The organism is Citrobacter meridianamericanus, from assembly GCF_041320245.1.
Lineage (GTDB): Bacteria > Pseudomonadota > Gammaproteobacteria > Enterobacterales > Enterobacteriaceae > Citrobacter > Citrobacter meridianamericanus.
Map to the genome: position 1 here is coordinate 2,001,924 of NZ_CP101036.1, position 23,034 is coordinate 2,024,957.

Annotated in this window: 18 protein-coding genes and 1 pseudogene; 8 read left to right on the forward strand and 11 right to left on the reverse strand. The window is 52.6% G+C overall.

What is annotated here, in order from left to right:
* The first annotated feature begins 48 nt into the window (after positions 1–48).
* A complete protein-coding gene (locus NMD08_RS09490; protein WP_001160725.1) occupies positions 49–372 on the forward strand; it encodes a heavy metal-binding domain-containing protein in 324 nt (107 codons plus the stop codon).
* Positions 369–1,199 (forward strand): N-acetylmuramoyl-L-alanine amidase, encoded by an 831-nt coding sequence (locus NMD08_RS09495; protein ID WP_370620027.1) that lies wholly within the window; start codon positions 369–371, stop codon positions 1,197–1,199. Before NMD08_RS09490 ends, NMD08_RS09495 begins: the two co-directional genes overlap by 4 nt.
* On the opposite strand, the gene NMD08_RS09500 is transcribed toward NMD08_RS09495, so the two are convergent.
* The 4 genes from NMD08_RS09500 to poxB form a co-directional block, all read right to left on the reverse strand.
* Entirely contained in the window at positions 1,196–2,209 is a 1,014-nt protein-coding gene (locus NMD08_RS09500; protein ID WP_115643591.1) for an NAD(P)-dependent oxidoreductase, read from the reverse strand. The two genes, NMD08_RS09495 and NMD08_RS09500, sit on opposite strands and share 4 nt — an antisense overlap.
* A 97-nt stretch (positions 2,210–2,306) precedes the next feature.
* Positions 2,307–3,737, reverse strand: a complete 1,431-nt coding sequence (locus tag NMD08_RS09505; protein ID WP_370620029.1) for a DUF2867 domain-containing protein — start codon at positions 3,735–3,737, stop codon at positions 2,307–2,309.
* Positions 3,738–3,747: 10 nt separating this feature from the next.
* Positions 3,748–4,749: a low-specificity L-threonine aldolase gene (gene ltaE, locus NMD08_RS09510; RefSeq protein WP_061067664.1), complete on the reverse strand. Its 1,002-nt coding sequence runs from the start codon at positions 4,747–4,749 to the stop codon at positions 3,748–3,750.
* Positions 4,750–4,904: 155 nt separating this feature from the next.
* Complete coding sequence (gene poxB / locus NMD08_RS09515; protein WP_151219788.1) at positions 4,905–6,623, reverse strand: ubiquinone-dependent pyruvate dehydrogenase; 1,719 nt, start codon at positions 6,621–6,623, stop codon at positions 4,905–4,907.
* A 153-nt stretch (positions 6,624–6,776) separates the two neighbouring features.
* Between poxB and NMD08_RS09520 the strand changes: the two are divergent.
* Positions 6,777–6,950: pseudogene (locus NMD08_RS09520) on the forward strand (DoxX family membrane protein); the annotation flags it as partial.
* Positions 6,951–7,052: 102 nt separating this feature from the next.
* Here NMD08_RS09520 and NMD08_RS09525 read toward each other — a convergent pair.
* The 5 genes from NMD08_RS09525 to aqpZ all read right to left on the reverse strand — a co-directional run bounded on the left by NMD08_RS09525 (position 7,053) and on the right by aqpZ (position 13,400).
* Positions 7,053–8,672, reverse strand: a complete 1,620-nt coding sequence (locus NMD08_RS09525; RefSeq protein WP_370620031.1) for an FAD-NAD(P)-binding protein — start codon at positions 8,670–8,672, stop codon at positions 7,053–7,055.
* A 201-nt stretch (positions 8,673–8,873) separates the two neighbouring features.
* The gene (hcr, locus tag NMD08_RS09530; protein ID WP_370620033.1) at positions 8,874–9,842 is read right to left on the reverse strand and encodes an NADH oxidoreductase; all 969 of its coding nucleotides are present in this window, start codon (positions 9,840–9,842) and stop codon (positions 8,874–8,876) included.
* Between the two features lie 10 nt (positions 9,843–9,852).
* The gene (gene hcp / locus NMD08_RS09535) at positions 9,853–11,505 is read right to left on the reverse strand and encodes a hydroxylamine reductase (protein WP_151224706.1); all 1,653 of its coding nucleotides are present in this window, start codon (positions 11,503–11,505) and stop codon (positions 9,853–9,855) included.
* 155 nt (positions 11,506–11,660) lie between these two features.
* Positions 11,661–12,560, reverse strand: coding sequence for a lysine exporter LysO family protein (locus NMD08_RS09540; RefSeq protein ID WP_286544305.1), 900 nt, complete (start codon positions 12,558–12,560; stop codon positions 11,661–11,663).
* Positions 12,561–12,704: 144 nt separating this feature from the next.
* Positions 12,705–13,400 (reverse strand): aquaporin Z, encoded by a 696-nt coding sequence (gene aqpZ / locus NMD08_RS09545; protein WP_151219783.1) that lies wholly within the window; start codon positions 13,398–13,400, stop codon positions 12,705–12,707.
* A gap of 369 nt (positions 13,401–13,769) precedes the next feature.
* Between aqpZ and NMD08_RS09550 the strand changes: the two genes are divergently transcribed.
* Complete coding sequence (locus NMD08_RS09550; protein WP_151224705.1) at positions 13,770–15,428, forward strand: ATP-dependent endonuclease; 1,659 nt, start codon at positions 13,770–13,772, stop codon at positions 15,426–15,428.
* On the opposite strand, the gene NMD08_RS09555 is transcribed toward NMD08_RS09550, so the two are convergent.
* Positions 15,425–16,372: a VirK/YbjX family protein gene (locus NMD08_RS09555; protein WP_370620036.1), complete on the reverse strand. Its 948-nt coding sequence runs from the start codon at positions 16,370–16,372 to the stop codon at positions 15,425–15,427. The genes NMD08_RS09550 and NMD08_RS09555 overlap by 4 nt on opposite strands.
* Before the next feature lie 160 nt (positions 16,373–16,532).
* On the opposite strand from NMD08_RS09555, the gene macA reads away from it, so the two are divergent.
* Positions 16,533–17,648, forward strand: coding sequence for a macrolide transporter subunit MacA (gene macA / locus NMD08_RS09560; RefSeq protein ID WP_187253379.1), 1,116 nt, complete (start codon positions 16,533–16,535; stop codon positions 17,646–17,648).
* Positions 17,645–19,591 (forward strand): macrolide ABC transporter ATP-binding protein/permease MacB, encoded by a 1,947-nt coding sequence (macB, locus tag NMD08_RS09565; protein ID WP_151219779.1) that lies wholly within the window; start codon positions 17,645–17,647, stop codon positions 19,589–19,591. Before macA ends, macB begins: the two co-directional genes overlap by 4 nt.
* Before the next feature lie 78 nt (positions 19,592–19,669).
* On the opposite strand, the gene cspD is transcribed toward macB, so the two are convergent.
* Positions 19,670–19,894 (reverse strand): cold shock-like protein CspD, encoded by a 225-nt coding sequence (cspD, locus tag NMD08_RS09570; RefSeq protein ID WP_003036813.1) that lies wholly within the window; start codon positions 19,892–19,894, stop codon positions 19,670–19,672.
* Between the two features lie 323 nt (positions 19,895–20,217).
* Between cspD and clpS the strand changes: the two genes are divergently transcribed.
* Both clpS and clpA read left to right on the forward strand, forming a co-directional pair.
* A complete protein-coding gene (clpS, locus tag NMD08_RS09575; protein ID WP_151219778.1) occupies positions 20,218–20,538 on the forward strand; it encodes an ATP-dependent Clp protease adapter ClpS in 321 nt (106 codons plus the stop codon).
* 30 nt (positions 20,539–20,568) lie between these two features.
* On the forward strand, positions 20,569–22,845 hold the full coding sequence (clpA, locus tag NMD08_RS09580) for an ATP-dependent Clp protease ATP-binding subunit ClpA (protein ID WP_187253378.1): 2,277 nt from the start codon (positions 20,569–20,571) through the stop codon (positions 22,843–22,845).
* Positions 22,846–23,034 lie beyond the last annotated feature (189 nt).

The following is a 23,034-nucleotide window of genomic DNA, read 5'->3' on the forward strand; positions in this document are numbered from 1 at the left end:
CGATAATGCTTTTGAGATCGTGCTCTTAGCGCAAAAAGGAGATTAAACATGCAGTTTTCGACTACCCCTACGCTGGAAGGGCAAAGCATCGTGGAATACTGCGGTGTTGTTACCGGTGAAGCCATTCTAGGCGCGAATATCTTCCGCGATTTCTTTGCTGGCATCCGCGATATTGTCGGCGGTCGCTCCGGCGCGTATGAAAAAGAGCTGCGAAAAGCGCGCGAAATTGCTTTTCAGGAGCTTGGTGAACAGGCTAAAGCGCTGGGTGCTGATGCCGTTGTCGGTATCGATATCGATTACGAAACCGTGGGCAAAGACGGCAGTATGCTGATGGTGAGCGTCAGCGGCACTGCGGTGAAAACCCGCCGATGAAGCGTCTGCTGTATCTACTGGCATTTACGCTGCTGCTGGTGGGATGCGCTGGCGAAAAAGGCATTGTCGACAAAGAAGGGTATCAGTTAGACACCCGCCGTAAGGCGCAGGCTGCTTACCCGCGCATTAAAGTGCTGGTTATCCATTACACGGCGGATGATTTTGATTCTTCTCTGGCTACGCTGACGGATAAAAACGTCAGTTCGCACTATCTGATCCCGGCTGTGCCGCCGCTCTACCACGGCAAACCGCGCATCTGGCAACTGGTCCCCGAACAAGATCTGGCCTGGCATGCGGGGATTAGCTTCTGGCGCGGCGCTACGCGCATCAACGATACCTCAATTGGCATTGAGCTGGAAAACCGCGGCTGGCAAAAATCGGCAGGGATAAAATATTTTGCGCCGTTTGAGCCTGCGCAGATTCAGGCGCTGATCCCATTAGCGAAAGATATTATCGCCCGCTACGACATCAAACCGCAGAACGTGGTAGCCCATGCGGACATCGCCCCGCAACGAAAGGACGATCCCGGACCGCTTTTCCCATGGAAAGTGCTGGCCGAACAGGGCATTGGCGCGTGGCCGGACCCTCAGCGTGTGGCATTTTATCTTGCCGGGCGAGCGCCTCACACGCCGGTAGCAACCGAATCTTTACTCGATCTGCTGTCGCGTTACGGCTATGAGATAAAATCTGATATGACGCCGCGTGAACAGCAGCGGGTGATTATGGCCTTCCAGATGCACTTCCGCCCGACGTTGTGGAACGGCGTGGCGGATGCAGAAACTCAGGCGATTGCCGAAGCGTTACTGGAGAAATACGGGCAGGGCTAACGCGGCAGCTTACCGTGGTCACGTAACCAGGCCGCGGTACGTTCAATTCCTGCATCCAGCGTCACAATGGGCTGATAACCCAACTCTTCCTGAGCGCGGGTAGTATCCAGGGTAAAATCAAAATTTAGCTTCGAGACGCCGTAATGCGTCAGTTTTGGCTCTTTTGCCGATTTATTGCCTAAACGTTCCATGCTGCGGGCAATCATGTCCAGCATCGGGTAGGGAACGGAGCGGATCCGACAATCAATATTCAGCTCGTCGATGAGCTTCTGCACAATGCTGCGCAGAGTGCGATGCTCGCCGTTGGTAATGTTGTACGCGCGACCTGACGGCAGCTTATCGCAGGCTTGCTGACTTGCCAGCCACATCGCGTGCACCGCATTTTCGTAGTAGGTCATATCCACCAGTGCACTTCCGCCGTGCGGCAACAGGATGCTGCCATAGTGGTACATCATATGGGCCAGACGGGGAATGAATACTTTATCGTGAGGTCCGAACAGACTTTGCGGACGCAATACCGTAAAACGGGTCTGCGGGTTGGCCTGTGCCAGCAACGCGATCACGTCTTCGCCAGCCGCTTTGCTGCGGGCAAATTCATTGGCGAAGCGGTGGGGACGAAAGTCCTCTTTGATATCACGATGGTGGTGATAATCAAAATAGAGCGACGGCGAGGAGATATGAATGAAGTTACGAACGCCCCAGGCCACTGCCCACTCGCCCAGACGGCGAGTTGCGCGGACGTTGGCCAGATCGAAGGCTTCCTGAGTTCCCCACGGTGAGGTAAAACTGGAGCAGTGCCACAGCGTGTCAATGCCGGCAAGCATCACTTTTGCCTGCGAGGAAACCAGCTCGGTCAAATCGGCATGCACAAATTCTGCGCCCATTTTCTCCAGCAGCTTGCCCATCGCTTCGTTGCGACCGGTCGCTCTGACGCTGACGCCTCTGCTACATAAGAACTCAACCGCGTTTCGGCCTAAGCCGCTGGTGGCTCCGGTAACCAGTACCTTCATATCAATCCACTGTGTTTAAAAAACGTCGTGCGCATTCTTCCGTGAATTACGTCTGTATGCAATGGGAAACATGAAAGAATACAGTCTCTTTTTCGCATTAGTCTGTGATTTGTTCTGCAAGTTTGGCAATACGCTTCGCCATACCTCTGAAAATAAACAGATGGGCTGGAATCATCAACAACCAGTAGAAGAGACCTGGCATGCCGTGTGGATGCCACCAGGCGCGTACATCAATGCGTCGGTGATCGCCTTTATCTTCCAGCGTGAAGCTCAGGCGACCCAAACCTGGCGCTTTCATTCCAAACAGCAGCGTCAGCTGTTTCTCGGGTTCAACAATGATAACTTTCCAGCTATCGACAGTATCGCCAACTTGTAACAGCGGGTGTTGCGGTCGGCCTTTAGCGAGCTTATGGCCGACCAACAGATCTAACGCCGCACGCGTTTTCCATAAAATATTGCCAAAGAAGTAGCCTTCTTTGCCGCCAAGTTGATTCACGACCTGCCACAGCGCTTTTTTGCTGGCGGAGGTTTCGACGCTAAAGCCAGCCTGTTTGGCGAAATAGCCATATTCAGGACGCCAGCGGGCAAACGCCTGCGCGTCGTAACCCCAGTCGCTGGAGTTGACCAGCTTTTCCTCTTCCTTCAACGTGCTGCGCACTGCGTCATCAAAGGCAATCAGCTTTTGCGGGATCAACGCACGTAATTCGGTGTCATCGGCCAACAGGTCGTGTTTTAAGCCCTGGATCAGTGCTTTTGCCGTGGTCGGCGGCACCGACGTAATGACGTTTAAAAACCAAACCGAAATCCAGCGGGTAGGAAAGGGAATGGGGATCAGCAGGCGATGTTTACCGCTGACCGCCATAAAATGTTCGAACTGTTCCTGATAGCTCAACACCTGCGGTCCGGCGGCTTCGAGTACGCGGTTATGTTGTGTGGGATGATCCAACAGCGCCACCAGGTAATACATCAAATTCTCCAGCGCGATAGGTGTTGTTCGCGAACGCACCCAACGTGGAGGAGTGAGTACCGGCAGGTTGTAGACCATGTCGCGCATCACTTCAAAGGCAGCGGAACCTGCCCCGACGATGATGCCAGCACGCAATTCCGTCATCGGTACGCCTGATTCACGCAGGGTATCGGCGGTTATTTGCCGCGCACGCAGATGATCGGATTGTTCATGCCGGGGAGCTTGCAATGAGCTCAGGAAAATAAGCTGTTTGACCGGGGTATTACGTAGCGCATCGCGTACGTTCATCGCCACCTGGCGTTCGTGGGCGATAAAATCACCGCCTTCACCCATACCGTGGACCAGATAATAGACCGTATCAACACCGATCAGCAGCGGCGCAAGATTATCTGGCCAGTTTAAATCGATCTTATGGCAACTGACGTTGGCGAGTTGCTGCTTTTCCAGCCGTTCAATGCGGCGTGCCGCAGCCAGCACCTGATGCCCTTGTTGGCTGAGTGCCTTTACCAGATGCTGACCAATGTAGCCACTGGCGCCAAGAACCAAAATCCGTTGCGGCACACCTATCTCCTTAGCGGGTTAAAAAAGCGCGCCAGTGGGCGACGACTTCAGCAAGTTGTTCACGCGATACGTCCAGATGCATCACCAGGCGCACAATCGGCGAGGCGTTAATCAGCACGCCTTGTGCTTTCATGTATTCGCCCAGCGCGGCAGCGTGCTCTTCGCCAACGCGAACAAACAGCATGTTGGTGTCGTGGCGCATGACGTCCGCACCTGCTTCGCGCAGCTGTTCAGCCATCCAGGCAGCGTTGTCATGGTCTTCCTGCAAACGCGCCACGTTATTTTTCAACGCATACAGCCCGGCCGCCGCCAGAATACCAGCCTGGCGCATTCCGCCGCCGGTCATTTTTCGCCAGCGAATGGCACGCTTGATGTACTCGTGGCTGCCGACCAGCAGCGAGCCTACCGGCGTTCCCAGACCTTTGGAAAGACAAATGGTGAACGAGTCGCAGTATTGTGTGACATCTTTAAGCTCACAGCCATAGGCGACGATGGCGTTAAAAATACGCGCGCCGTCGACGTGCAGGGCAAGGTTGCGCTCCCGGGTGAATTCCCAGGCCTCTTTCAGATACTCACGCGGCAGCACTTTGCCGTTATGTGTGTTTTCCAGACTGAGCAGACGGGTGCGGGCAAAATGGATATCGTCTGCTTTGATTTTTGCTGCCACTTTGTCCAGCGGCAGGGAGCCATCCGGCGCGGCATCGATGGGTTGCGGTTGAATGCTGCCGAGCACCGCTGCGCCACCCGCTTCGTAGAGATAGTTATGCGCGCCCTGACCGGCGATATACTCTTCGCCGCGCTGACAATGGCTGAGCAGGGCCACCAGGTTCGCCTGAGTGCCGGTAGGTAAGAAAATTGCGGCTTCTTTACCAGAAAGCTCGGCTGCGTATTGCTGGAGGGCATTGACGGTAGGGTCATCACCGTAGACGTCGTCCCCGACCGGGGCGGCCATCATCTCTTCGAGCATGGCGCGACTGGGTCGGGTGACAGTATCACTGCGTAAATCAATCATGGTATCTCCTTATTACACTTCATCCTTCAAGCTGCCTCGCCGTTGGCCGCACCCTCAAACCCCAGTCACATAGTATTCCTATGCTCCTGGGGATTTTCGGGCTTGCCGCCTTGATGCATCATGAATGATTTTGTGTGTGGTTTAATAAGGATGTTTTACCTGAGCCAGTTAGTTTTCGCCAGTTCGATCACTTCATCACCGCGTCCGCTGATGATAGCGCGCAGCATATACAGGCTAAAACCTTTGGCTTGTTCGAGCTTGATCTGCGGCGGGATCGCCAGCTCTTCTTTTGCCACCACCACATCGACCAGCACCGGACCGTCAATTGACATCGCCCTTTGCAGCGCCTCATCAACCTCTGAAGATTTCTCCACGCGAATGCCCGTGATACCACAGGCCTCGGCAATCCGCGCGAAATTCGTGTCGTGCAGTTCGGTGCCGTCGGTCAGATAACCACCAGCCTTCATCTCCATCGCTACAAATCCCAGCACGCTGTTGTTGAAGACAATAATTTTCACCGGCAATTTCATTTGTACCACCGACAGAAAATCGCCCATCAGCATGCTAAAGCCGCCGTCACCACACATGGCGATGACCTGACGTCCCGGTTCAGTCGCTTGTGCGCCGAGTGCCTGCGGCATGGCATTGGCCATCGACCCGTGGTTAAAGGAGCCGATCAGGCGGCGTTTGCCGTTCATTTTCAGATAGCGCGCCGCCCAAACCGTTGGTGTGCCCACGTCGCAAGTGAAGATGGCGTCGTCAGCGGCGAAGTGGCTGATTTGTTGTGCCAAATATTGCGGGTGAATGGCTTTATCACTGGGTTTGGCTAAATCATCCAGCCCTTTGCGTGCTTCGCGATAATGTTCCAGCGCTTTATCCAGGAACTGCCGCTCGGTTTTTTCTTCCACCAAAGGCAGCAGGGCGCGGAGGGTGGATTTAATATCGCCTACCAGCGCCATATCAACTTTACTGTGCGCACCAATGCTTGCAGGGTTGATATCAATTTGAATAATCTTGGCGTCGGTGGGATAGAACGGGCGATAGGGGAACTGGGTGCCGAGCAAAATCAGCGTGTCGGCATTCATCATGGTATGGAAGCCGGATGAAAAGCCAATTAACCCGGTCATACCCACGTCGTAAGGGTTGTCGTACTCAACATGCTCTTTCCCGCGCAGAGCGTGCACGATCGGGGCTTTGATCTTAGCCGCAAACTCAACCAACTCTTTATGCGCACCGGCGCAGCCGCTGCCGCACATCAGGGCGATGTTGCTGGAGTAGCGCAGCAGTTGCGCCAGTTTTCTCAGCTCTTCCTCTTCCGGGGTGACTACCGGGAGCGGCGCATGGTACCAGTGCGTGGTGGCGCTTTCAGGGGCGGGCTTCAGCGCCACGTCGCCGGGTAATACCACCACGGAGACGCCACGGTTGAGCACCGCTTTACGCATAGCTATAGCTAACACCTGGGGGATCTGCTCAGGGCTGGACACCAGCTCGCAATAGTGGCTACATTCACGGAACAACTCTTGCGGGTGGGTCTCCTGAAAATAACCGCTGCCTATTTCACTGGATGGAATATGCGCGGCAATCGCCAGCACCGGGACGTGGTTGCGGTGGCAATCAAACAGGCCGTTGATCAGGTGCAAGTTTCCGGGTCCACACGAGCCTGCGCAGACAGCCAGCTCGCCTGATAACTGTGCTTCAGCGCCCGCGGCGAAGGCCGCAACCTCTTCATGACGGGTTGGCATCCAGTCAATTGTTCCCATACGATTAAGGCTGTCACTAAGGCCATTGAGTGAGTCACCCGTTACACCCCAAATGCGTTTTACGCCAGCTTGTTCGAGTGTTTTAGCAATAAAAGCGGCAACCGTTTGTTTCATGGTTTTCCTTCTCCTCTGATGTGATACCGGTTACAAGTTTAGATGAAGATAATCGTTATGCTTCTCATTACCCCTTATTTCCGGCAGGTTTCATTTAATCTGTATTAACTGTAGTTTGTTAATTGCACATAGTGAAACAAGTAATAAATTCAAATGGTTATAAAACTATTAAATACAGTTAACTGGATGCGGGATCATGCGGGTTTTGGCAAGTTTTTGTTACGCCTTGCTGTCGGTTGACTGATGCTGTTTCATGGGCTGCATAAACTGTTCGCGGGTATTGATGGCATCAGCGGCATGCTGATAGCGAAAGGTTTCCCGGGCTTTTTTCCATTGCCGGGAATTCGACCTGGCGGTAGTTTGCTATCTGAGCGTCAATACTGAGGCAGCAACGCGTTAACATTTTGCCCGCCTCGCCATTAAATCCATTTACTCATCCAGCTCGCCAGTGTCCCACAGATTGTGCCGACGCCTTTGCGCACGTTGCGTCAGTGCCTTTGCCATCGCGGCGCCTATCTCAGCGCTAACCACCAGACCCTGAATAAAGGGACGATCGTGCATTAACCACGGCAACCCGCCAAAGGCAAGGCGGTTGCGGGCATTTTCTGGCGCTTGCAGCGTGTAATCTTCACCGATATCCGGGATCTTATCGCCACAGGCCAGCAACTGAGCGCGTAACGTTGGGAAAGGGATATCTTTGCTCTGCAATGCCCGCTGCCCTCGGGCGTCAATAAACACATCAAATTCGCTGCGTCGGCCGTGGTGATAAATTACCGTCATTTCCTGTGCATTCGTGCGCTCATAATCCGCACCAAGTGTGAGGATCTCAATCAGTCCGGCGTCGTGGAGCGCCAGCAGTCGGCGTACTGATTCAGAAGGGATTGCCGCATAGTTATCAATAAATACGCGCGCCAGTCCTCGCTTAAAGCGTTTTTCATCAAGCGGATCAAGATGTGGGACGATCTCTTCGATAACCTCGTGTAGTCGTAGCAGGGTATAGCGCCACGCAACGGTGCGCTGTTCCTGTTTGTTGCGTTCAACTTCAATCAGGTTGCGCTTCGCCCATTCAAAAGGATCGTGCTCGAGCCTGTCGGCAAAGTAGGCCTCTGGGAATGTATCGGCATTAAGTTCCTCAAGTGCTATCTCTCGACTCCACTGTGGAGCGGCATCTTGTAATTGTTGCGCAATAATCCGGAAAATACGGTCCAGTAATCCTTTTTGCCCACGGGCAATGGCGTCTTCAATTGCTTCTGGCGTTGCGATATTCAACGATTCATAGGGCAGAGGGCAGTAAAAATCCGCTTCAGGCAGCACGCCGCTGCGCGACATCAGGGTCAGCTTCAGGCTTTGGCTGTCGGATTTACAGATAAACTGGAGTGCGTTATCAGCCCCGGTAGTGAAGGCTCCGTGTTGGCAGGCCACGGCCATCGCCGCGTCAATCGCGCTGAGCGAGGTGCCAAGAATTCCCACCCGGCAAGCGCTAATCTGTACATCCATCAGACCGGTCCACGGACAGGGGAAAAACTTCCGCGTCTGTACATCCGTTTCAGGCCACAGATGACCGGTGGCAATGGCGGCGAAATCCACCTCGACTGGCTGTGAAGCATGATTGATCCACAGCGAGACGCCATTCGGGTTTGCGCGCAGGTCGGTGACTTCGCTTGATTCGTTTATGCTAATCGTGAAGCCTGAGCCTCGCGCTTTCTCGACGATAGCGAATAAACGATCGCGATAATAGTCACCGAGGATCACGCGGGGTAAAAATTGCCGTTCATGCAGAGACGTCCGTTCAATCCTAAACTGCGCCAGATAGTCATCACTTTGATTCTGTAGCCACGTCAGATAACTGATATAAATCGGTGGGATCTCAATGCTGGCTATATTTGCCAGCATGAAGTCTGCGTTGTTGTCGCTGTTGTAAGGCATGCCGACGCCTGCTTCCTCAACTTGCTCATAAAGCTCTATTTCCAGCGGTTCACCACGTTCCACCAGGGCATGAAGCGTATAGATTCCGGTGGGACCGACGCCGACGATGGCCACTTTTTTCATGGGGGTCCTTGTAGAAAGTTCGACGTGGTAGTCGGGAATATTGCTTAATCAGTGCAGAGTAAGTGTGGTCGATAAATTGTGGGATGAAGGAAAAATTTTGTCGAAGCGGGGGAAAAATCGGAATTTTGCAGCGCCTGTCAGCATAAAAAAAAGGCTACCCGGTTGAGCCTGGCAGCCTTTTGTACATCAGAGGTCAGCGAATTACGCCAGCACTAAATCACCCTGCGGATGACAGGAGCAGGCCAGCACATACCCTTCAGCGATTTCCGCGTCGGTCAGCGTCATGGTGCTGCTGACCGTGTAGTTACCGTCAACCACTTTGGTTTTGCAGCAGCCGCAAACGCCCGCACGACAGGCAGCGACAACCGGGACTTTATTGCTTTCCAGTGCTTCCAGCAGCGTGCTACCCGCCGGCGCGTAAAACGCTTTCGCCGGCTGCAGTTTGGTGAACTTCAGACCACTGGTGGCAGCTTCTGCCACTGGGGTGAAGAACTGCTCTTTAAAGAAGCGCGTCACGCCCAGCGCTTTCACTTCTTTTTCGACCAGATCCATATACGGCGCCGGGCCGCAGGTCATTACCGTACGCGAAGTCAGATCTGGCACGCTTTCCAGCAGTTCGGTAGTCAGTCGACCAGAAACAAAGCCGTGAGTGGCGTTGTTTTCAGCGACTATCGTCACCGGATATTCATGCCATTCGTCAGCAAAAATGACATCCTGCGGCGAACGAACGTTAAAGATCACCTGCACATCAACCTGCGGGCGGTATTTTGCCAACCAGCGACGCATTGACATGATTGGCGTAACGCCGCAGCCGGCTGCCAGCATCAGGAACTTGTCTTCTGCTTTATCTTCACAGGTGAATTCACCCATGGCATCGGACAGCCAGATATAGTCGCCGCGTTTCACGTCGCGGGTCAGCCACTGTGAACCTGCACCCTCGTCAATCCGGCGGATAGTCAGCGTAATATATTCGCTAACGCCCGGCGTCGAAGAAAGAGTGTAAGCACGCAGCGTGTCCGCTGAATTACGTACGCTGACCAGTGCATACTGCCCGGCGCGGTACGGATAATAGTCGTGGCACAGCAACGAAATTGTCCATACATCCGGCGTTTCCTGATGGATGTGATGAACCTGCATCCGCCATGGGCACTGATGAGTTGGCATTGTCATTCTTTACTCCTTACGCGCTCAGCAGTTGCTTCATGTCTTCTTCAACAGTGGTTACGGAACGCAGACCAAACTTCTCGTTGAGCACTGCCAGCAGGTCTGGCGTGAAGAAACCAGGTGCAGTCGGGCCAGTAACGATATTTTTCACGCCAAGCGACAGTAGGGTCAGCAGAATAACAATCGCTTTCTGTTCGAACCAGGAGAGCACCAGAGACAGCGGCAGATCGTTCACGCCACAACCCAGTTTCTCAGCCAGGGTTACCGCCAGGATGATGGCAGAGTAAGCATCGTTACACTGACCGGCATCCACCAGACGCGGCAGACCTTCAATATCACCGAAATCCAGTTTGTTGAAACGGTATTTACCACAGGCCAGGGTCAGGATTAGGCAGTCGTCTGGCACGCTGGTCGCGAAGTCGGTGAAGTAGTTACGTTCGCCGCGTGCGCCGTCACAACCGCCCACCAGGAAGATATGACGCAGTTTTTCGCGGCTGACCAGGTCAATCAGCGTATCAGCAGCACCCAGCAAGGTCTGGCGACCGAAACCAACGGTGATCAGGTGCGGAATTTCGCTATACGGGAAGCCAGCCATCTGTTGCGCCTGAGCAATAACCGGACCGAAATCGTCACCTTCAAGGTGGCTCACACCTGGCCAGCCGACGATACTACGCGTCCAGATACGGTCATCGTAAGCGCCAACGGTTGGGTCGATGATGCAGTTAGAGGTCATCACGATTGGACCTGGGAAGCGGGCGAATTCAACCTGCTGATTCTGCCAGCCGCTGCCGTAGTTACCGATCAGGTGTTTGAACTTACGCAGTTCCGGGTAGCCGTGCGCCGGCAGCATTTCACCGTGGGTATAGACGTTCACGCCGGTCCCTTCGGTTTGCTCAAGCAGGTTGTACAGATCTTTCAGGTCGTGGCCGGAGATCAGAATACATTTACCTTCGGTTGCTTTAACGTTGACCTGAGTCGGGGTCGGGTGGCCATATTTCGTGGTTTCACCAGCATCCAGGATGCTCATCACTTTGAAGTTCATCTGGCCGATTTCCATTGAGCACTCCAGCAGAGCGTTCATATCGGAAGGCCAGGTACCCAACCACGCCATGATTTTGTGGTACTGCGCGTAAATAGCGTTGTCGTATTGGCCGAGAACGTGCGCATGTTCCATATAGGCAGCGGCACCTTTCAGGCCGTACAGGCACAGCAGACGCAGGCCGAGAATGTTCTCGCCAATGGCTGCTTTATCTTTATTTGGGGTAAATTCAGCCGCCTGACGTTGCAGGTCGCCTAAATCATCGCTGACCAGTTGTAGATCGGCCATCGGATTAGCGACCGCTGCGTTCGCGTCGATATTCAGGCATTGTGCTTTCAGGGCATCGCGCATGGCGATGGCTTCACGCGCGTAGCCAACAATACGCGGGGAATCGAAGTTTACGTTAGTCAGCGTGGAGAAGAATGCACGCGGCGCAAAGTTATCAACCTCATGGTCGATGATGCCGTATTCACGTGCTTTAACAGCCCATGCAGACAGACCTTGTAGGGCAGCAATCAGCAGATCCTGCAAATCGGAGGTTTCGGCCGTTTTACCGCACATACCCTGCGCGTAAGAGCAGCCGTTTCCTGCCGGAGTACGGATGGTTTGTTCACATTGCACACAAAACATGGTCACACCTTTTAAAGTTATATTTGATATACATGTTTTAGGTTATGCCTGTGCGCGAAGGGATAAAAGAGATTTCTGCTACAACTTGCAGGGAGATTGATTTAGCGCAATTTTGGCGGTAGCTGACTACCGCCAGAGAGGTATTTGTCTGTGTATCAGGCGGAGAAAAAGGCCATCAACAGAGGCACTAACAGACTCAGGATAAAGCCGTGAACGATGGCTGCGGGAACCATTTCCAGACCGCCGCTACGTTGTAATACGGGCAGGGTGAAATCCATTGATGTCGCGCCACATAGCCCTAACGCGGTAGAGCGGCTGCGACCGACCAGGCCTGGAATCAACATAATAGCGATCAGTTCTCGACCCAGATCGTTAAAGAAAGCGGCGCTACCAATCACCGGTCCGAACGATTCGGTCAACAGAATACCGGACAGGGAGTACCAACCAAAACCTGATGCCATCGCCAGCGCGGTTTTCATCGGCAGGTCGAGAATCAACGCATTGATAATCCCCGCCAACATCGAACTGGCAACGACGACCACCGCCACAATCATCCCCCGGCGATTCAGCACGATTTGCTTTAAGGTCATGCCGCTGTTGCGCAGTTGAATACCCACGAGGAACAGTAAAAATATGAGCGTATATTCGCTGGCTTCGGTGGCGTGCTGCAGAATGGAAATACCGGTGAGGCCGAGCAGGAAACCCACGACGACAACGCCACACAGCTGGAGAGACTCCAACGCCATTGCGATTCGCGAAGGTAGCTTTTCTTGCTTATGATTGTGTCGCCAGGGCAGCGAGCGCTCCAGCCAGAACAGTGCGGCAATATTACACAGCAAAATGACCGTCACGCTGACGGCAGAATAATGAAGAATGGCTAACAGATTGCTGGCGAGATTATCCAGAAATGCCAGACTGATACCCATAAAAAAGAGAATAAGGTAAACGATCCAGCTTAACAGGCGATTGATGAGTTTTAATGCAGCCCTGTGCCGAAGCGGAATAAGGTAGCCCACAATAAGGGGAACCAGAATGATTAACAGCCCTGAAAACATGAAAATCAGATCCTTGCTGAGAAGTAAGACGAAATGCGCCAGCACACACTACTCAAAGCAAAGAGGGGAGTAAAGTTGCAAATAAAAGGAAATATAGAGAGGATAAAAAAGACCTGACTTACGCCAGGCCTTTTTTGTTAGCGATTAATCGCGTTTTTCCAGCAGAGTGCGGTAAATAAGACCGCCGAGGACCCCACCGATAATCGGCATAACCCAGAAGAACCACAATTGTTGTAATGCCCAGCCGCCCTGGAAGATGGCGACAGCGGTACTACGCGCCGGGTTCACCGACGTGTTGGTAACCGGAATACTGATCAAGTGGATCAAGGTTAACGCCAGACCAATTGCAATGGGGGCAAAACCTGCCGGAGCATGTTTATCGGTCGCGCCGTGGATCACTAATAAGAAACCAGCGGTCAGAATAATTTCAATCACTACGGCAGAAAGCATGGAATAACCGCCCGGAGAATGTTCACCAAAGCCGTTCGAGGCAAAACCACTGGTTGTTGCATCAAAACCCGCTTTACCGCTGGCAATAAGATACAGAGCCGCAGCGGCAACAATACCGCCAACAACCTGAGCAATAACGTAACCAATAACGTCTTTTGCCGGGAATCGGCCGCCAGCCCATAAACCGAAGGTTACCGCTGGGTTAAAGTGTCCACCAGAAATATGACCTACCGCGAATGCCATAGTCAGTACGGTCAGACCAAACGCCAATGCCACACCGACAAACCCAATACCCAACTCCGGGAATGCGGCTGCCAAAACTGCACTGCCGCACCCACCAAAGACGAGCCAAAACGTACCGAAGAATTCGGCTGCTAATTTCCTGAACATAACCACCTCAATTAAAAGTTCCGGGTTCGTGTTTCTCGCCCGGTAATTCATCGCTAAAAGGGACGATGATGAAAGAGCGGGTATTTTAGAAAAAAACATCATCCCTTCGCCAGTTAAATTGATGAAAAAATTTGATTTAAGGCAATATGTTGTGATTCCTTTTTGAATATTGGATGAATGAAGCATAGTTCAATTAACAAAAGACGATGATTGAGTCCGGAAATAATATTCAAGGTAAAACATAAGAAGAATATTCTTATATTATGGGGTCCTACGATTAACCTCCTGATGATATCGGGTGTCCTGAGCGCCGCTTGCCGTTATACTCCTGATAACTTGAAGGAAAAAGTTAGCATTTCCGGAGGCTATATGATTCTCGAACGCGTTGAGATTGTTGGATTTCGTGGTATTAACCGTCTGTCACTGATGCTGGAGCAGAGCAACGTGCTGATTGGTGAGAACGCGTGGGGTAAGTCCAGTCTGCTGGATGCCTTAACCTTGTTGCTGTCGCCGGAAACTGATTTGTACCACTTTGACCGCGAAGATTTCTGGTTCCCACCGGGCGATATACAGGGCCGGGAACATCATTTGCATATTATCCTGACGTTTCGTGAGTCTCAGCCGGGCCGTCATCGGGTGCGTCGCTATCGTCCTCTGGAAGCCTGCTGGACGCCGTGCCAGGATGGCTATCACCGTATTTTCTATCGTCTGGAAGGTGAGTGTGCTGATGACGGTAGTGTTCTGACGTTACGCAGTTTTCTTGACGGCGAGGGCCATCCGCTAACCCTCGACGATATTAACGATCAGGCGCGACACCTCGTACGTTTGATGCCGGTATTGCGCTTGCGCGATGCCCGTTTTATGCGACGGATCCGCAACGGTACGGTGCCGGATTCAGCGGAAATCGAAGTGACAGCGCGGCAACTGGATTTTCTGGCGCGCGAATTGGCTACCCGACCGCAAAACCTGACCGATGGGCAAATACGTCAGGGGCTATCGGCCATGGTACAACTGCTGGAACATTACTTTTCTGAGCAGGGTTCTGGCCAGGCGCGCTATCGGCTGATGCGTCGTCGTTCCAATAACGAACAACGTAGCTGGCGTTATCTGGATATTATTAACCGTATGATTGATAAACCTGGCGGACGCACACACCGGGTGATCCTGTTGGGACTGTTTTCAACGCTGTTGCAAGCTAAAGGAACGCTGAGACTGGATAAAGACGCCCGGCCTTTACTGCTGGTTGAAGACCCGGAAACACGTTTACATCCTATTATGCTGTCGGTCGCCTGGCACCTGCTGAATCTACTCCCTCTGCAGCGGGTGGCAACCACTAACTCCGGCGAACTACTGTCCCTGACGCCCGTGGAACACGTTGTCCGTCTGGTGCGTGAGTCCTCTCGCGTCGCCGCCTGGCGGCTGGGGCCGGGTGGGATCAGCGCTGAAGACGGTCGTCGTATTGCCTTTCATATTCGTTTTAATCGTGCATCGTCATTGTTTGCCCGCTGTTGGCTGCTGGTGGAAGGTGAAACGGAAACCTGGGTTATCAATGAACTGGCTCGCCAGTGCGGGCACCATTTTGATGCGGAAGGTATTAAAGTTATTGAATTTGCCCAGTCCGGCCTGAAGCCGCTGGTGAAGTTTGCCCGTCGGATGGGTATTGAGTGGCATGTGCTGGTCGACGGTGATGAGGCCGGGAAAAAGTATGCGGCTACCGTGCGCGGTTTGTTGAATAACGACAGAGAAGAAGAGCGCGATCATTTAACCATGCTTCCCGCGCTGGACATGGAACACTTTATGTATCGCCAGGGGTTTGCAGACGTCTTTCACAGAGTGGCGCAAATTCCGGAAAACGTGCCCATGAATATGCGCAAAATTATCTCGAAGGCGATTCACCGTTCATCAAAACCGGATTTGGCCATTGAGGTGGCGATGGAAGCCGGAAGGCGCGGCGTTGACGCGGTGCCCACGCTGCTGCGGAAAATGTTTTCCCGCGTGCTGTGGCTGGCACGCGGCAGAGCGGATTAGTGGCGAAATAGTTGGGATAGCTGGGCGTGTATTGCATCCAGTAATTGATAGCGACGGCGGTATTCCGCGCGTTTTTTACTGGCAATTTCCGCCTCGCTTTTCCGCGCGATTGTGCGTGGAATATGGTAGTAACCGAGATTGTCGCACTCGCCGCCAACTGATTCCCAAAATGCGTTGTAGTCGGAATGAATGATCTTATTTTTATCGTGGTAGCGTTGGCTGCGAAAGATATGCTGTTCATTGCTGACAGCCATAACATTATCAATATTCAATCGTTCTGCTAACCGGCAAATGGCTTCCATCACAATACGTTTTGGAAATATCCCGTGACAGGACTTGGTCGCTTTTTGTATTGCTTCGTGAGGAAGTTGCGCATTGCCCTGCACACCGCCAATAAATAATGTCCTTTTGCCATTATATTCGCAGAACGTAAACGTCATTTTAGTCAGTACGTCTCCGTCGCCATTTTGTACCTGAATGGTACTTTCTCCCTCTTTATCCAGTACCGGCAACATCATCATGGTGACGTTAAATACGTCGTCATCTTTGCCTTCAATTTGCGCCAGCTGTAAGCCATCATTGCTTAATAAGGCGTTAAATTCTGCGGGTAAAAATGCGTGGCGGATAACATGATAATGAAAACGCACCGCGTCTAAACGCATTTTACGGGTGAAGTTTGCGGCAAGGTAAGGACGATGTAAACGCACCGGCAGTCGGGGTTGGCGGGATAGCAGGTTTTCAAGATCCGGCCATTGGGCGAGTTCTGTCATCCATTCCTGAGTAAGATGAGGTATCAACAATGAGCGCCAGATAAACTTACGACGAAAGCTCCTTTTATCCCAGCAATGGGCGGGGCGTAAATGACCGCTACTAAGCCGGTAAAAAAGGCCAAAGCTGGTAATGGGTTTAGTGGAAAGAAAAGTGCCTTCAGTTAGCTGACTCATAATTAAAATCCGATTGATACCTTAGTACTAATTTCAGCACAGCGGATCTTAACCATTCATCAATAACTCTGTTATTCTTTGCACTTTTCAACGCCTGTTAATTTAGTGTTGATGTTTATCAGTCCACTCTGGTGGGCGTATTGGGGGAACCAGGACATTTATGAAGCTCAAGGGAAAAATCAAAAAGCGCTATTTTCTCTTCGCCATCATCATTATTGTGGCAGTAATTGCACTTTGGAGAACGCTCAATGCGCCTTTACCTCAGTATCAAACCTTAATTGTTCGTCCGGGCGATCTGCAGCAAAGCGTTCTGGCTACCGGGAAACTGGATGCGTTGCGTAAAGTAGATGTCGGGGCGCAGGTCAGTGGGCAGTTAAAAACGCTGTCGGTTGCGATCGGTGATAAAGTAAAAAAAGATCAGTTGCTCGGTGTTATCGATCCTGAACAGGCGCAAAACCAGATCAAAGAGGTTGAAGCGACGCTGATGGAATTACGTGCTCAGCGTTTACAGGCTGAAGCTGAGTGGAAACTGGCGCGGGTGACGCTTTCCCGTCAGCAACAGCTGGCAAAAACCCAGGCGGTCTCGCAGCAGGATCTCGATACGGCAGCGACCGAGATGGCGGTGAAACAGGCACAAATCGGTACCATCGACGCGCAGATTAAACGTAATCAGGCTTCTCTCGATACCGCCAAAACCAACCTTGACTACACCCGCATCGTCGCGCCAATGGCTGGCGAAGTAACGCAAATTACCACTCTGCAGGGGCAAACCGTTATTGCCGCCCAACAGGCGCCTAATATTTTGACGCTGGCAGATATGAGCACCATGCTGGTGAAAGCGCAGGTTTCCGAGGCGGATGTGATTCATCTGCATGCCGGGCAAAAGGCCTGGTTTACCGTCCTCGGCGATCCGCAGACGCGCTACGAAGGTACGCTCAAAGATGTTCTTCCGACGCCAGAGAAAGTGAATGATGCGATCTTCTACTATGCTCGCTTCGAAGTTCCTAACCCGAAAGGGATCCTGCGTCTGGATATGACTGCGCAGGTTCATATTCAACTCACGGATATCAAAAATGTTCTGACGATCCCACTGTCGGCGCTGGGCGATCCTATTGGCAATAACCGTTATAACGTCAGGCTGCTGCGTAATGGCGAAACCCGCGAACGTGAAGTGGTTATCGGTGCGCGTAATGACACCGATGTGGAGATCGTGAAAGGGCTGGAAGAGGGGGATGAAGTCATCACCGGCGAGGGCAACGCAGGAGTTGCAAAATGACGGCATTGCTTGAACTAAGCAATATCCGCCGCAGCTACCCGTCCGGCGAAGGGCTGGTCGAGGTGTTGAAGGACGTATCCTTGCGCATTCAGGCCGGGGAAATGGTGGCGATTGTCGGGGCATCGGGATCGGGAAAATCGACGCTGATGAACATTCTTGGCTGTCTGGACAAGCCCACCAGCGGTACGTATCGGGTTGCAGGACGCGATGTCTCCACGCTGGATAGCGATGCGTTAGCGCAACTGCGTCGCGAGCATTTCGGGTTTATCTTCCAGCGTTATCATTTGCTGTCACATTTGACCGCCGCGCAAAACGTTGAGGTGCCTGCGGTCTACGCAGGCACCGAACGTAAGCAGCGTCTGGCGCGTGCGCAGGAATTACTCCAGCGACTGGGTCTGGGCGACAGGGTTGATTATCAGCCTTCTCAACTTTCCGGTGGACAGCAGCAGCGAGTCAGTATTGCGCGTGCACTGATGAACGGGGGGCAGGTGATCCTCGCCGACGAACCTACCGGCGCGCTGGATAGCCATTCTGGCGAAGAGGTGATGGCGATTTTGCATCAGCTGCGCGATCGCGGGCACACGGTGATTATCGTCACGCACGATCCGCAGGTTGCCGCACAGGCCGAACGCGTCATTGAAATTCGTGACGGCGAAATTGTGCGCAATCCACCGTCGCATAAGCCTGCTGTCGGAGCCGATATAACTGAACCACCAGTGAAAACGGCGTCCGGCTGGAGTCAGTTTGTCAGCGGTTTTCGTGAAGCGCTGACCATGGCCTGGCTGGCAATGGCTGCGAATAAAATGCGTACGCTGTTGACCATGCTTGGCATCATCATCGGTATTGCTTCCGTGGTCTCCATAGTGGTAGTAGGCGATGCGGCGAAGCAACTGGTGCTGGCTGATATTCGCGCAATTGGCACTAACACCATCGATATTTATCCTGGCAAAGATTTCGGCGACGACGATCCACAATATCAACAGTCGCTGAAATATGACGATTTAACGGCATTACAGAAACAGCCCTGGGTCAGTTCGGTTACGCCAGCGGTGTCGAAGAACCTGCGGCTCCGTTATGGCAATATTGACGTGGCAGCCAGCGCGAACGGCGTTAGCGGCGACTATTTCAACGTCTATGGCATGACGTTTAGCGAAGGAACGACTTTTAACGCGGAGCAACTGGCAGGGCGCGCTCAGGTGGTTGTGCTTGACAGTAATACCCGGCGCCAGTTGTTCCCCAATAAAGCGAAAGTTGTCGGCGAAGTTGTGCTGGTGGGAAATATGCCGGCCACGGTCATTGGCGTTGCAGAAGAGAAACAGTCGATGTTCGGCAGCAGCAAGATCCTGCGGGTCTGGCTGCCCTACAGCACTATGTCCGGGCGAATTATGGGGCAGTCGTGGCTGAACTCGATCACCGTGCGGGTGAAGGATGGATATGATAGTGCCCAGGCCGAGCAGCAGCTCACCCGGCTGCTGACGTTGCGTCACGGTAAAAAGGATTTCTTCACCTGGAATATGGACGGTGTCTTGAAAACCGCCGAAAAGACCACACGTACATTACAACTCTTCCTGACACTGGTGGCTGTGATTTCACTGGTCGTCGGTGGGATTGGCGTGATGAACATCATGCTGGTTTCGGTGACCGAGCGAACGCGCGAGATTGGCATTCGTATGGCGGTTGGCGCACGTGCCAGCGACGTGCTGCAACAGTTCTTAATTGAGGCGGTGCTGGTGTGTCTGGTTGGCGGCGCGTTGGGCATTAGCTTGTCGATGCTGATCGCCTTTACGCTTCAGCTATTCCTGCCCGGCTGGGAAATCGGTTTCTCACCCGTAGCTTTGTTGACGGCGTTCCTGTGCTCGACCGCGACCGGGATTTTGTTTGGCTGGCTTCCGGCGCGAAATGCCGCGCGGCTGGATCCAGTAGATGCTCTGGCGCGGGAATAATGCCACAGAGATAAAAATGCCAGCCGCAAGGGCTGGCATTTTGACTGCAGGATGTACACAATGAAACAGAAGAGTTATTTATGCGACAGCTTCTGCTTCAATGACAGGCACGATGACACTGGCATGATTGCCTTTTGGCCCCTGGTGGACATCAAACTGGACAGACTGTCCGGCTTTTAGCGTTCTGTAACCATCCATCTGAATGGTGGAGTAATGGGCGAAAATATCTTCGCCGCCGCCTTCGGGGCAGATGAAACCAAACCCTTTGGCGTTGTTGAACCACTTAACAGTACCCGTTTCCATACTTCGACATCCTTCGTAAATCTTATATAAGTAAGATGGAATGAACCGGTGGCGGAGTGGGGGCTGTTCAAAACCTCGCCAACTCTCGAAATTACAATTTAGAGAAATCAGGCGGGGCGTCAAGCGCCAGGCAGCCGGAATAGGGTAAAAATGCATCAAAATTTGAAGCAGTTAACGCTATTGTCGGTTATGTGACAGATGTCGCGAATGGCACTAATAGATGATAGTTATCTAATACTTGAGGTAGATTGATTGTGCGCATAGGCTGCTGGTCAGCGGCAAGATTTTCTGCCGGAAACCGTAACTGAAGATGACAACTGACCATGGGTAAGACGAACGACTGGCTGGATTTCGATCTGCTGGCGGAAGATAAATTGCGTGACGCGCTAAAACCGCCATCTATGTATAAAGTGATATTAATCAATGATGATTACACTCCGATGGAGTTTGTTATTGACGTGTTACAAAAATTCTTTTCTTATGATGTAGAACGTGCAACGCAACTGATGCTTGCAGTTCACTATCAAGGTAAAGCGATTTGCGGCGTATTCACTGCCGAAGTGGCTGAAACCAAAGTTGCGATGGTGAACAAGTATGCGAGGGAGAACGAGCATCCGTTGCTGTGTACGCTGGAAAAAGCCTGAATGCAGGCATAAATATTGGGGGAGGTGCCTATGCTCAATCAAGAACTGGAACTCAGTTTAAACATGGCTTTCGCCAGAGCGCGCGAGCACCGACATGAGTTTATGACCGTCGAGCACTTGTTACTGGCTTTGCTCAGTAACCCGTCGGCCCGCGAAGCGCTGGAAGCGTGTTCTGTGGATCTGGTGGCGCTCCGTCAGGAACTTGAAGCCTTCATTGAACAAACCACACCCGTATTGCCTGCCAGTGAAGAAGAGCGCGACACGCAGCCAACGTTGAGTTTTCAGCGCGTGTTGCAACGTGCGGTCTTCCATGTTCAGTCCTCCGGGCGCAATGAAGTTACTGGCGCGAATGTGCTGGTCGCCATCTTCAGCGAGCAGGAATCTCAGGCGGCTTATCTGCTGCGTAAGCATGAAGTGAGTCGCCTTGATGTGGTGAATTTTATTTCTCATGGCACGCGCAAAGACGAACCAAGTCAGTCTTCTGACTCTGGTAATCAGCCGAATAATGAAGAGCAAGCTGGCGGGGAGGACCGTATGGAGAACTTCACGACTAACCTTAACCAGCTTGCCCGTGTGGGCGGAATTGATCCGCTCATTGGCCGGGACAAAGAGCTGGAGCGTGCCATTCAGGTCCTGTGCCGTCGTAGAAAAAACAACCCGTTGCTGGTGGGAGAGTCTGGTGTCGGTAAAACCGCCATTGCCGAAGGTCTCGCCTGGCGTATCGTCCAGGGAGATGTGCCAGAAGTCATGGCTGATTGCACCCTTTACTCTCTGGATATCGGTTCGCTGCTGGCAGGCACCAAATACCGCGGCGATTTTGAAAAACGCTTTAAGGCGCTGTTAAAACAGCTGGAACAGGATACTAACAGCATTCTGTTTATTGATGAGATCCACACCATCATTGGTGCGGGGGCGGCATCGGGCGGCCAGGTGGATGCGGCTAACCTGATCAAACCGTTGCTCTCCAGCGGCAAAATCCGCGTGATAGGCTCAACCACCTATCAGGAGTTCAGCAATATCTTTGAAAAGGACCGTGCGTTAGCGCGTCGTTTCCAGAAAATCGATATCACTGAGCCGTCGGTAGAAGAGACCGTGCAGATCATCAACGGCCTGAAACCGAAATACGAAGCACACCATGACGTTCGTTACACCGCCAAAGCGGTGCGTGCAGCGGTCGAACTGGCGGTGAAATATATTAACGATCGTCATCTGCCGGATAAAGCAATTGACGTAATTGACGAAGCGGGCGCGCGGGCGCGTTTAGTGCCGGTTAGCAAACGCAAGAAAACCGTCAACGTAGCGGATATTGAGTCCGTGGTGGCCCGCATTGCGCGGATCCCGGAGAAGAGCGTTTCGCAAAGCGATCGTGATACGCTGAAAACTTTGGGCAACCGCCTGAAAATGCTGGTATTCGGACAAGACAAAGCCATTGAGGCACTGACGGAAGCGATCAAAATGAGCCGTGCCGGTCTGGGACACGAGCATAAACCTGTCGGGTCGTTCCTGTTTGCTGGGCCGACTGGCGTCGGTAAGACCGAGGTCACGGTACAACTGTCCAAAGCACTCGGCATTGAGCTGCTGCGTTTTGATATGTCCGAGTATATGGAGCGCCATACCGTCAGCCGCCTGATTGGTGCGCCTCCGGGCTATGTCGGTTTCGATCAGGGCGGTTTGCTGACAGATGCAGTTATTAAGCATCCGCATGCGGTACTGCTGCTGGATGAGATTGAAAAAGCACACCCGGACGTCTTTAACCTGCTGCTGCAGGTGATGGATAACGGTACGCTGACCGACAATAACGGGCGTAAAGCGGATTTCCGCAACGTGGTGCTGGTCATGACCACTAACGCAGGCGTGCGTGAAACCGAGCGTAAATCGATTGGGCTGATTCATCAGGACAACAGTACTGATGCGATGGGCGAAATCAAAAAAGTGTTTACGCCGGAATTCCGTAACCGTCTCGATAACATTATCTGGTTCGATCATCTCTCAACTGAGGTGATTCATCAGGTTGTTGACAAGTTTATCGTCGAGCTTCAGGTTCAGCTGGATCAGAAAGGTGTCTCTCTGGAAGTGAGTCAGGAAGCCCGAGACTGGCTGGCTGAGAAGGGCTATGACCGCGCAATGGGCGCACGTCCGATGACGCGTGTGGTCCAGGATAACCTGAAAAAACCACTGGCTAACGAATTGCTGTTCGGTTCGCTGGTTGATGGCGGTCAGGTAACCGTTGCGCTGGATAAAGAGAAAAATGAGCTGACCTATGGCTTCCAGAGTGCACAAAAGCACAAGCCCGAAGCAGCACATTAATTTCTAATCACCGATGAGCCGGGCGTAATGCCCGGTTTTTTTTCGCCTGAAAGTAGTGATTTGAATTGGGGATACTCGGAGAATTTAAACGGCAGGCAAAAAATAAGCCTGCGTAAGGGAGATTACGCAGGCTAAGGAGGTGGTTCCTGGTACAGCTAGCATTTATGGGTTATGTTTTTCAGCGGAGGA